Here is an 11057-nt window from a genome sequence, read left to right as displayed (position 1 = left end):
CCGCCGAGGTGGACGGTGCCGGCGCGCCCGCAGTCGGGGTTGGCCCAGGGAATGTCGCCCTCGACGACGAAGTCGACCTTGAACGCCGAGGAGCCCTGGCGGTAGCGCCGGTAGGCGCGCCCGATCCGGGCGGGCATCAGGTCGCCGTAGAGATCGTGGGCCGACGCGGGGCTGAGATCGAGCATGACGATGTCGGCATCGGGGATGTCGCGGCGGGCGGCGACGGTCACCCCGGTGGCCACCACGCCGCCGTGCTCGGTCAGCGCGGCGGCCAGGGCGCGGGTGATCGCACCGGATCCCCCTTCGGCGACGGGCCAGCCGTAGCGGTGCCCGCTGGCCAGGATCATCAAGCCGAGCGACGCGGTCAGCGGCCGGTCCAGTCTGGTGTAGACGTGCGCGGCGGTGCCGCCGAACAGCGCGCGCGCCTGTTCGGTGCGGAACCAGCGGGCCATCGTGGTGGCCGGCAGCAGCGCGCGCGGCCCGAAGCCGGCCAGCCGCAGCGGGTGTCGCGGGATGCTGAGCACCGGGCGGAGCAGATCCTCGGCCAGCGCGTCGAACCCCGCCGCGAGGTCCCCGACGGCGCGGCGCCACCGCGCCGCGTCGGGGCCCATGCGTTCCGTGGTCCGATCGATCGACCGGTACAGCACGCCGGCCGTGCCGTCGTCGAGCGGGTGGGCGCAGTCGGCCTCGGGCCACTTCCACACCAGCCCGTGGCGCTGCAGGTCGATTTCGCGCCAGAACGGGGAACCGACGCCGAGTGGGTGGAACGCCGAGCAGTGGTCGTGGATGACTCCGGGCACCGTCAGCTCCCCCGACCGTGCTCCCCCGCCGATGCTGTCACGGGCCTCGAGCACCTGCACGTCGACACCGTGGCGGGCCAGGTGGATCGCGGCGGCCAGGCCGTTGGGGCCGGCGCCGACGACGACCGCCCGCGTCATCGGGCGCTGCGTCGGGTGGTGACGTGGACCGGGTGGCCGTCGCCGGGCTCGGGCCCCGACCGGCAGCGCCGCCCCAGAAACTCGAACAGCAGCGGTGTCGTGGATCCCATTGGCGGTGCGCGCCTACCGAACCGCGAGCCGCACCTGCGCACCGCCGGGAACGTCGCCAGGGTCCTGCCGCGGGAAGCGCCGCCGCAGGTTCTCGATCAGACGATCGAGAGTCCGCCGGTCCTGTTCCTCGCCGTGGGCCATCCGCCGCATGCCGTAGGCGCGTTCGGCGTCGCCGCTGTTCTGGGCGGCGACGCCGGCCCTGCGGTGTTCGGCGATCCGTTCGTCGATGAGATGGCGGCGCTGAAGCAGCAGATTGAGAAAGTACTCGGCCTGGCGACGGTCGGCCGTTACCCCGGTGGCACAAACCCGCTGGGGCGCGTCAGCTAATCCGGCGAGGTCCATTCCGTCCCTCTCAGCTGGGGGTCTACCGTCGGGCGTGCGTAACCATAACGCGCCGGACGCGGCCGGCACCATACGCGTGGGCGACAAAAAGCGCCGCCGCGCCGCCTGGCACGGGACGTCGCGCCGGAAAACACGGCGGAAACCCCCCGGCACCGGCCCGTTACGATCGAGGAACGCACCGTCGCCTCGATGCGGCCAGGCCCCGTGGGAACCCAAGGAGCAACGTGACCGAGCGCAGTGATGTCGGACACCTGCTGCCCCGCGGCGGCACCGGCAAGATCCTTCGCAGGAAACTGCGGGAGGAGGTCGGCGGCTCGTGAGGCTCGACCGGTTGCGCCGGCGGGTCTTCACCCCCAGACCGCTGGCCCGGGCTGCGCTGGAAATAGCCAACGCCACCAACGGGTTTCGGCCATTGGCCCGTAAAGGTTACAGCACCGTCCTGGTGTTCTGGCTCGGCTGGCCGGCCTCGGAGGTGCCCGGCCTGTACTTCGCGGGCTCCCTGGTGGACGCGCTGCGCCGCGGCCGGCGCGGCGACTTCGCCGGGCCCCGGGGCCGGGCGGCGCTCGCCCTGACGGTCGCGTCGTGGGCGATCCTGGCGGCGATCCGTTACCGCGGTGTCACCACCCCCGGGCCGGTGCTCGAGGCCGGGCTGCGCGAACAACTCGGACCCGACTACGCCGACGAGATCGCCGACCTGTCGGCCCGGCCCACCCCCGCGGGGCGGCGAAACGTGCCGCTGCGCATGTCGGTGGCGCGCCGGCGCTACGTCGGGAAAACCAACGTGGTGTCCTACGGCCCGCACGGCCGGGCCAACCTCGCCGACATCTGGCGCCGCCGCGACCTGCCACGCGACGGCAAGGCGCCGGTGCTCGTGCAGGTGCCGGGCGGGGCCTGGGTGATCGGGATGCGCCGCCCGCAGGCCTATCCGCTGATGAGCCGGCTGGCCGCCCACGGCTGGGTGTGCGTGTCGATCGGCTACCGCGTCTCCCCGCGGCACACCTGGCCGGACCACATCGTCGACGTCAAACGCGCGCTGGCGTGGGTCAAGGAGAACATCGCCGACTACGGCGGCGACCCCGACTTCGTCGCGATCACCGGGGGTTCGGCGGGTGGTCACCTGTGTTCGCTGGCCGCGCTGACCGCGGGCGACCCCGCATACCAGCCGGGCTTCGAGGACGCCGACACCTCAGTGGCCGCCGCGGTTCCGTTGTACGGGCGCTACGACTGGTTCTCCACCCACGGCGAGGGCCGTCCCGAGTTCGTGAAGTTGCTCGAAAAGTTCGTTGTCAAAAGGAAATTCGCCACGCACAGGCACGTCTACGTCGACGCCTCCCCGATCCAGCGGCTGCGCGCCGACGCGCCGCCGTTCTTCGTCCTGCACGGCCGTGACGACTCGCTCATCCCGGTGGGCGAGGCGCGGGAATTCGTCTCCGAATTGCGGGCGGTGTCGAAGTCGCCAGTCGCCTACGCCGAATTACCCAACGCCCAGCACGCTTTCGACATCTTCGGCTCCCCGCGGGCGCACCGGTCCGCCGAGGCGGTGGCGCGGTTTTTGACCTGGGTCTACGCGACCACCTATCCGGACCGCGACTAGCCCAGCGCCGCGGCGTTCTCGATCTCGGTCAGCGCCGACTCGATGCCGTCGGCCATCTCGTCGATGTCGTTGGCCACCTCCGGGGTGGTCACGAACCCGAAGTCGAGGTAGTCCGTGTAGGAGAAGCAGGTGATGTTCAACGCGACGTCCATCACCGGCGGCCCCAGCGGCACCAGCGAATCCAGCTTGGCGCCGGCCATGTACAACGGGCACGGCGGCCCGGGCACGTTGGACACAACCAGGTTGATGGGGGCCAAGTTTCGCGACAGCCCGCTGGCCGTGTACGCCCGGGCGGCCAGCTGCAGCAGGCCGGGCGGTGTGGTCTCGGTCAGCCCCATGATCTGATGCGCCGAGAGCGCCTTGGCCATCAGCTTGGCGCTCTGCGTGCTGTCGTGGATGGCGCGCAGCCGCTCGGCGGGATCGCCGATGTCGGTGGCCAGCGACGCGGTCATCGAGCTGATCTTGTTGCCGACGTCGTCCTTGCTGTCGTCGGTGCGGGTCGACACCGGGATCTGCGCGATCAGCGGCTTGGCCGGCAGTTCGCCGCGCTTGTGCAGGTACTCCCGGGCGGCGCCGGCCACCAGCGCGAGCACGACGTCGTTGAGCTTCACACCGAAGACGTCCTTGACCGCCTTGGCCCGGGACAGCTCGATGCGGCACCCGGTGATCCGCCGGTGCGGCGACACGGGCGCGTTGAATCGCGTCTTCGGCGCCTCGAAGTAGCGTGGCGGCCGGCTGTGGAGCCCGAGCGCGGCGATCTGCTGACGCAGCGTCTGCTCTGCCAGCCGGGCGATGCGGAACGGCGTCATGATGCCGACGTTGATCAGGGCGCCCACCGCGCGCCGCTCGATGCCCGGAAGCTGGAATCCCGCCAGCGATCCGACCGTTTCCTGCTGCGGCGGCCGGGGTTCGGGCGTCACGTCCAACAGGATTTCGCCGAGCCCGGCGCCCGAGACCCCGTCGACGATGGCGTGGTGCATCTTGGTCAGCGACGCGATCCGGCCGCCCGCGGCACCCTCGATCACCCACAGCTCCCACAGCGGCCGGGCGCGGTCCAGCTTGTAGGACATCAGCCGGCCCACCAGCTCTTCGAGTTCGCGGCGTCCGCCCGGCGCGGGAACCCCGATGCGACGGACGTGGAAGTCGATGTCGAGGTCCTCGTCCTCGACGAACCACGGCCGGTCCAGGCCCAGCGGTGCGCCGGTGACGCGCCAGCGTAGCTGCGGCAGCTCGGGCAGTCGCTCGATGATCAGCCGGCGCAACCGCGCAAAGCTGTACTCGGGCGCATCGCGTGGGTCGCAGATCGCCAGCGCACCGACGTGCATGTGCCAGCCCGCGGTCTCGGCAGACCAGAACGCCGCGTCCACGCTCGAAAGCTGCTTCATGCTCCGACCGTAGCCCTCGGCGCCGAAAACCGAACAGCTATTTCGGACAATCCGTGCGGGGCCGGCCGCCGCGCATCAGGCGTCTTCCAACAGGTCCGGCGTCACCGCCGACTCCGTGTCGGGAATGCCCTCGACCTTCGCCTTCCGGTCCGCCATCGACAGCAGGCGCCGGATACGGCCCGCCACAGCATCTTTGGTCATCGGAGGGTCGGCCAGCCGGCCGAGCTCCTCCAGCGAGGCCTGCCGGTGCTCCACCCGCAGAGTGCCGGCTGTGGCGAGATGGTCGGGCACGGTGTCGCCGAGGATCTCCAGCGCGCGCTCCACCCGGGCGGCCGCGGCGACCGCGGCCCGGGCGGAGCGGCGCAGGTTGGCGTCGTCGAAGTTGGCGAGCCGGTTGGCCGTCGCGCGCACCTCGCGCCGCATGCGGCGCTCCTCCCACACCAGCCGGGTGTCCTGGGCCCCCATCCGGGTCAGCAGGGCGCCGATCGCCTCGCCGTCGCGCACCACCACCCGGTCGGCGCCGCGCACCTCGCGCGCTTTGGCGCCGACCCCGAGCCGGCGTGCCGCGCCCACCAGCGCCAGCGCGGCCTCCGGGCCGGGGCAGCTGACCTCCAGGGCCGACGACCGTCCCGGTTCGGTCAGCGAACCGTGCGCCAGGAACGCCCCGCGCCACGCCGCTTCGGCGTCGGCGATGCTGCCGCCGACCACTTGGGCCGGCAGCCCACGTACCGGACGCCCCCGGTTGTCGAGCAGCCCGGTCTGGCGTGCCAGCGCCTCGCCGTCGTTGGACACTCGGAGCACGTAGCGGGCGGTCTTGCGAATCCCGCTGGCCGACAGAACATGCACGATCGCGTTGTAGCCGTACAGGTCGAAGATGTCCTTACGCAGGCGCCTGGCGATGCTGCCCAAGTCCACCTCGGCCTCGACGATCACCCGGCCAGCCACGATATGCAGCCCACCGGCAAACCGGAGCAGGGACGTGACCTCCGCGCGGCGGGCGCTGACCGACGGCACGGCCAAGCGGCTCAACTCGTCCTTGACTTCGGTCGTCATCGCCACGCGTCGTCACCCTTCGGTCCGTTGTCAACCGGTTCATCCGCCCCGGTCTGCGGGCGTTCACCGTCGATCCGAATCTCTCCGGTGACTGTCGCGCTGGGCGACGACGAGTCCTTGTTGCCCACTCGCACACCGTCCAAGGCGGCCGCGAGCTTGCCCGGGTCATGTAAAGGTGTACCAGGTCTGGACACGTCAGCGAAGTGCACCTCGGCGCGCAGCAGTGTCGCCGTGCGACACAGATGGTCGCGCTCCCGGTCACTGGGGACCCGGTCGGCGTCGATGATGATGTCGTGGACGGTGAAATCCGGCGCGTGCTGGGCCAGCACGTGCAGGTGGCGTTCCACGGAGAAACCGGCGGTCTCCCCCGGCTCGGCCACCAGGTTGAGCACCAGGGCGCGGCGGGCGGTGGTCGCCCGCAGGGCCGCGGCCAACTCCGGAACCAACACATGCGGGATCACGCTGGTGAACCACGACCCGGGTCCGAGCACCACCAAGTCGGCAGCCATGATCGCGTCCACGGCCTGCCGGGTCGCCGGCGGGTTGCCGGGCAGCAGCCGGACCCGCCGCACCTTGCCCGGGGTTGTCGCGATCGCCACCTGCCCGCGGATCAGCCGGAACATCCGCGGGTCGGACTCCAGGCCGGACACGTCGGCCTCGATCTGCAGCGCCAGCGGGCACATCGGCAGCACCCGGCCCTTGACGCCGAGGATGCGCCCGAGTTCGTCGAGGGCCGCGACCGGGTCGCCGAGAACCTCGGACAAGCCGGCGAGCATCAGGTTGCCGATGGGATGCCCCGCCAGCGCGCCGCTGCCGCCGAAGCGGTGCTGCACGATGGTCGCCCACAGCCGACCATGCGGGCTGTCGGACGCCAGCGCCGCCAACGCCATTCGCAGGTCGCCCGGCGGCACGATGTCCAGTTCGTTGCGCAGCCGGCCCGACGAGCCGCCGTCGTCGGCGACGGTGACCACCGCGGTGACGTGCGGGGTCAGCCGGCGGGCCGCGGACAGCGTCGCGTACAGCCCGTGTCCACCGCCCAGTGCGACGATGCTTTGACTGTGACCGGCCGGCGGGCTCGCTGCCGGGCTCATTCGCGACCCAGGTCCCGGTGCAGCACCCGCACCGCAAGTTGGGCGTTGGTCTGCAGCAGCTGCATCAGCGCCTCGGCGACCGCGACGCTGCGATGCTTGCCGCCGGTGCAGCCGATCGCAACCGTCATGTAGCGCTTGCCCTCCCGGCGGTAGCCGTCGACGACCACGTTCAGCAGCTGATGGTAGGTGTCGAGGAACTCGGCTGCGCCGGGCTGGGCCAACACGTAGTCACGCACCGCCGGGTGCTGGCCGGTGTGGGAGCGCAGTTCGTCCACCCAGTGCGGGTTGGGCAGAAACCGCACGTCCATGACCATGTCGGCGTCCATGGGCAGCCCGTACTTGAAGCCGAACGACTCGACGGTGACACTGGTGGACGCGGCGGTGACGCCACCGAAGGCGCGCTCGATGGTTTCCCGCAGGGCTCGCACCGACAGCGTCGACGTGTCGATGATCAGGTCGGCGCCGGCGCGCACCGGGGCCAGCATCCTGCGTTCGGCGGCGATGCCCTCGGCCAGGGTCTGCTCACCCTGCAGCGGATGGCTGCGGCGGTTCTGTTCGTAGCGGCGCACCAGCGTGTCGTCGGACGCCTCCAAAAAGACCACCTGCGGGGCGATGTTGCGGGTTGCCAGCTCGGTACGCACCGAATCCAGGTCACCGGTGAATCCGCGTGACCGAACGTCCATGACGACCGCCAGTTGGGTGATCCGCGACCCGGCGGCCAGCCCTAAATCCACCATCCGGGTGATCAGCTGCGGCGGAAGGTTGTCGGCCACGTACCAGCCGAGGTCCTCGAGCACCTTGGCCGCCGTGCCCCGCCCGGCCCCGGACAACCCGGTCACCAGGACGACGTCGATGCCGTCGGCGGATCCTTCGCTGTGGGACCCCGGGTAGCTCTGGGCCAGCTCACCCTGCCCGCTCATCCCGCATCCTCCGGTCGCTCCGGTCGCAGCGCCTCGAGCACGGCCGCGGCGGTCGCCACGCCGATGCCCGGAACGGCGGTGATCTGGTCGACGGTGGCCTCCTTGAGGCGGGCGATGGATCCGAAATGCGTTACCAGCGCTTTGCGGCGGTGCTCCCCCAATCCCGGTACCGAGTCCAGCACGGATGCGGTCATTCGCTTGGATCGCTTGCTGCGATGGTAGGCGATGGCAAACCGGTGCGCCTCGTCGCGGACCCGCTGGAGCAGATAGAGGCCCTCGCTGTTGCGCGGCAGGATGATCGGGTCCGGCTCGGAGGGCACCCACACCTCTTCGAGCCGTTTGGCCAGGCCGATCACCGCCACGTCGGTGACACCCAGCTCCTCGAGCACGGCGCTGGCCGCATTGACCTGCGGCGCGCCGCCGTCGACGACATACAGATTCGGCGGGTAGGCGAAGCGGCGCGACTTTCCTTCCGGGGAAAGCATATTCGGGTCCTGCTTCTCGTTCAGGTGGCGCAGGAACCGGCGGCGGGTCACCTCGGCGATGGAGGCGACGTCGTCGGAGCGTCCCTGCCCGGCCGCTTCGCGGACCGCGAAGTGGCGGTAGTCCGATTTGCGTGGCAGCCCGTCCTCGAACACCACCAACGAGGCCACCACGTCGGTGCCCTGCACGTGACTGACGTCGACGCACTCGATGCGCAGCGGCGCGTCCGCCAGGCCCAGGGCATCCTGGATGTTCTGCAGCGCAGCCGATCTGGCGTTGAAGTCGCCGGCTCTTTTCAGCTTGTGCTGCTGAAGTGCTTCTTCGGCGTTGCGTTGCACGGTCTCGGCCAGCGCCTTCTTGTCGCCGCGACGCGGCACCCGCAGATTGACCCCGGATCCGCGCAGCCCGGACAGCCAGCTCGACAGCTGGTCGGCATTGGACGGCAGGCACGGCACCAGCACCTCGCGGGGAACCGGGTTCGCCGCCTCATCGGCGGCCCCACCCAGTTCGGCCTGCTCACCGTAGAATTGCGTCAGGAACTGCTCCACCAACTGCCCCTCGCCGGAATCGTCTGGTTGGCCGACCTTTTCGACAATCCAACCGCGCTGGCCGCGCACCCGCCCGCCGCGGACGTGGAACACCTGCACTGCGGCTTCCAGGTCGTCGTCAGCGAACGCGATGACGTCGGCGTCGGTGCCGTCGCCGAACACCACGGCCTGCTTCTCCATGGCCCGCTTGAGCGCGGACAGGTCGTCCCGCAGGCGGGCGGCCCGCTCGAAGTCGAGCCGCTCGGCCGCAGTGTTCATCTGCTGCTCGAGCTCGCGGGCGAAACGGTCGGTTTTTCCGGAAAGGAAGTCGCAGAAGTCGCCGACGATGCGGCGGTGCTGCTCGGCACTGACCCTGCCGACGCAGGGCGCCGAGCACTTGTCGATGTAGCCGAGCAGGCATGGCCGGTCAATTTGCTTGTGGCGCTTGAATACACCCGCCGAGCACGTGCGCGCCGGGAAGACCCGGATGAGCAGGTCCAGCGTCTCCCGGATGGCCCAGGCATGCGAGTACGGCCCGAAATAGCGGACCCCTTTGCGGCGCGGGCCGCGATAGACCATCAGGCGCGGATACTCCTCGTTGAGGGTGACCGCCAGCACCGGGTAGGACTTGTCGTCCCGATAGCGCACGTTGAAGCGCGGATCGAACTCCTTGATCCAGTTGTATTCGAGCTGCAGCGCCTCGACTTCGGTGGTGACCACCGTCCACTCGACCCTGGCAGCGGTGGTCACCATCTGCCGGGTGCGCGGGTGCAGGCCGGTGACGTCGGCGAAGTACGAGGTCAGCCGGCTTCGCAGACTCTTGGCTTTGCCGACGTAGATGACTCGCCCGTGCGGGTCCCGGAACCGGTAGACACCCGGCTCGACCGGGATGGACCCCGGCGCGGGGCGATACGTGGCGGGATCTGGCACGTGTCCAGGCTAGTAGCCGCCGGGAGGGAGGCGAAGCGTCGGCATCGGGCGGCGGAGATGGCGCGCGGTCCGCCATGACCGCGTTCATCATTCTGTCAACAGCACGCCATCGAGCTTCTGGCCGGGAGGGAGATTGACGACGCCTCAGCACCCCCGGGCCGCTCTATCGTGATTCACACATCCTGACAAGCGAATCCCATTGTCTGACAGAGACATTTGACCTCGATCGCAAGCCAAGTCGGGAAACTACCCCCTGGTCTCGCCGCCACCATTCGGTTGGCAACAGGTTTGGACCGACGGGGAATCTGCGTGATTTCGGTATATTTTTTATACATACATAGCTTCGAGTTCGACCCCGTCAAGAGCGCGGCCAACCATGCCAAGCATGGCATCGACTTCGATGCTGCCCGGTCCATCTGGTCGGATCCGCACCGCATCGAAGTGCCGGCACGCACAACGGATGAGCAGAGATGGATGAGCAGAGATGCGATCGCATTCGAATCATCTCGGTACGCCGCTCACGTGAAGGAGAGGAAGAACTCTATGAAGGCTAACGAGTTCGATGAACGGTTCGACAGCGGTCGGGACATGACCACTTCCCTCGATACCGCACGGGCCCGGCGTCCCGGAGAGGAACACCGGCGTGTCAACGTCGACTTCCCGGCGTGGATGATCGCCGAACTCGACCGCGAGGCGACCCGGCTCGGCGTCACCCGGCAATCACTCATCAAAGTCTGGATCGCGGAGAAACTTGACAACGGCGGGCACACCACGGCCTGAGGGCACGATGGCCCGAGTCCATCGAACCCACTCGCGTCACGGTTGAGCCGGTCCATCGAGTCGAAACCAGACCCACTGATGCGTGGCACCTCAGGGTTCCACTGGATCGGCGATCCGGAACCCGAGCGCCACAGCCACTGATTTCATAGTCTCGTCGTGCGTGGCGATAACCAGGTCATCGAGGCCGGAACGCAATGCCGACGCGAGGTGAATGGCGTCGAGCGTGCGAATGTGAGGGATGATTGCTTCGGCTTGTTGCACAACGGCGTGGTCGAGCGGGATCGTGTCGATATAGTCCAGAATCTGGTCGCGGTCGGTGACCGGCAGGTTCTCCCGGCGCACTACGCGAGTGATCTCGGTGCGCAGGATGCGTGAGGAAACGACGCGATCGTCGTCTCCGCCGGTCGTGCTGTCGAACCATTGGGCCGCTGACGCCGAATGGCCGAGCATGATGCGTACCGCGACGGAGCCGTCGAGGTAGTGGTAAGTCACCACAGGCCTTTTTCTTCGTTGAGTAGCTCATCGATTGTCGATGCCGTGGTGAGGTCATGCCGGGCGATTGTGCGGGTACGTGCGGGTCCGCTTGCCTTCCGGGGAATCAGGGCTGCCGACGAGACGGCGGGGAGGATTGTGCCTATCCGGCGGTTGTGGCGGGTGACAAGTCGGGACGCTACCCCCTGGTGCGGGTGTTTTCGGGTCCAATGCATCGAGTGTGAATCCTGGGCGTCGAGCGTGAAACGTGGGCGAGAAAAACGAAAATCCCGCCCCCTGTTCACACTCGACGCCAGGAGGGCAGACAGAAAGCAGCAAGCGGACGGCCAGCCACCAGATTCATCTGTCCTTGCTCGCACGTCGGGAACCCCCTTTGACGGGGTCTTCGCGGTTAGTAGTGGTGCAGGTGGA

Annotated in this window: 10 protein-coding genes; 3 read left to right on the top strand and 7 right to left on the bottom strand. The window is 69.1% G+C overall.

What is annotated here, in order from left to right; all coding sequences use genetic code 11:
- The coding region (locus AC2VOK_RS12065) for a phytoene desaturase family protein (RefSeq protein WP_428900673.1) at positions 1-938 on the bottom strand (938 nt) is incomplete at its 3' end.
- A 99-nt stretch (positions 939-1037) separates the two neighbouring features.
- Between AC2VOK_RS12065 and AC2VOK_RS12060 the strand changes: the two genes are divergently transcribed.
- Both AC2VOK_RS12060 and AC2VOK_RS12055 read left to right on the top strand, forming a co-directional pair.
- Positions 1038-1376 carry a hypothetical protein gene (locus AC2VOK_RS12060; RefSeq protein ID WP_428900672.1) on the top strand — a complete coding sequence of 113 codons (339 nt, stop codon included), beginning with the start codon at positions 1038-1040 and terminating at the stop codon, positions 1374-1376.
- A gap of 346 nt (positions 1377-1722) precedes the next feature.
- Entirely contained in the window at positions 1723-2985 is a 1263-nt protein-coding gene (locus AC2VOK_RS12055) for an alpha/beta hydrolase (protein WP_428900675.1), read from the top strand.
- Here the strand turns inward: AC2VOK_RS12055 and AC2VOK_RS12050 are convergent.
- From AC2VOK_RS12050 to uvrC, 5 genes are all read right to left on the bottom strand, one after another.
- Positions 2982-4370 carry a WS/DGAT/MGAT family O-acyltransferase gene (locus tag AC2VOK_RS12050; protein WP_428900671.1) on the bottom strand — a complete coding sequence of 463 codons (1389 nt, stop codon included), beginning with the start codon at positions 4368-4370 and terminating at the stop codon, positions 2982-2984. The two genes, AC2VOK_RS12055 and AC2VOK_RS12050, sit on opposite strands and share 4 nt — an antisense overlap.
- Positions 4371-4445: 75 nt before the next feature.
- Positions 4446-5423 carry a DNA-binding protein WhiA gene (gene whiA / locus AC2VOK_RS12045; protein WP_428900674.1) on the bottom strand — a complete coding sequence of 326 codons (978 nt, stop codon included), beginning with the start codon at positions 5421-5423 and terminating at the stop codon, positions 4446-4448.
- Positions 5420-6514: a uridine diphosphate-N-acetylglucosamine-binding protein YvcK gene (gene yvcK / locus AC2VOK_RS12040; protein WP_428900670.1), complete on the bottom strand. Its 1095-nt coding sequence runs from the start codon at positions 6512-6514 to the stop codon at positions 5420-5422. Before yvcK ends, whiA begins: the two co-directional genes overlap by 4 nt.
- Positions 6511-7434 carry an RNase adapter RapZ gene (gene rapZ / locus AC2VOK_RS12035; protein WP_428900669.1) on the bottom strand — a complete coding sequence of 308 codons (924 nt, stop codon included), beginning with the start codon at positions 7432-7434 and terminating at the stop codon, positions 6511-6513. The genes yvcK and rapZ overlap by 4 nt, the downstream gene beginning before the upstream one ends.
- Positions 7431-9374, bottom strand: a complete 1944-nt coding sequence (uvrC, locus tag AC2VOK_RS12030) for an excinuclease ABC subunit UvrC (protein WP_428900668.1) — start codon at positions 9372-9374, stop codon at positions 7431-7433. The genes rapZ and uvrC overlap by 4 nt, the downstream gene beginning before the upstream one ends.
- A gap of 309 nt (positions 9375-9683) precedes the next feature.
- Here uvrC and brnA point away from each other — a divergent pair, with 309 nt between their 5' ends.
- Positions 9684-10154 (top strand): type II toxin-antitoxin system BrnA family antitoxin, encoded by a 471-nt coding sequence (brnA, locus tag AC2VOK_RS12025; RefSeq protein WP_428900667.1) that lies wholly within the window; start codon positions 9684-9686, stop codon positions 10152-10154.
- Between the two features lie 90 nt (positions 10155-10244).
- On the opposite strand, the gene AC2VOK_RS12020 is transcribed toward brnA, so the two are convergent.
- Positions 10245-10646 (bottom strand): type II toxin-antitoxin system VapC family toxin, encoded by a 402-nt coding sequence (locus AC2VOK_RS12020; protein ID WP_428900666.1) that lies wholly within the window; start codon positions 10644-10646, stop codon positions 10245-10247.
- Between the last annotated feature and the right edge of the window lie 411 nt (positions 10647-11057).

This window comes from Mycobacterium sp. TH-M116 (assembly GCF_057473685.1).
This window is presented reverse-complemented; position numbering and strand designations above follow the sequence as displayed.

Excerpts from the sequence above, each read along its gene's own strand:
- AC2VOK_RS12050 (WP_428900671.1), bottom strand. The coding sequence starts at position 4,370 with ATGAAGCAGCTTTCGAGCGTGGACGCGGCGTTCTGGTCTGCCGAGACC.
- whiA (WP_428900674.1), bottom strand. The coding sequence starts at position 5,423 with ATGACGACCGAAGTCAAGGACGAGTTGAGCCGCTTGGCCGTGCCGTCG.
- yvcK (WP_428900670.1), bottom strand. The coding sequence starts at position 6,514 with ATGAGCCCGGCAGCGAGCCCGCCGGCCGGTCACAGTCAAAGCATCGTC.
- rapZ (WP_428900669.1), bottom strand. The coding sequence starts at position 7,434 with ATGAGCGGGCAGGGTGAGCTGGCCCAGAGCTACCCGGGGTCCCACAGC.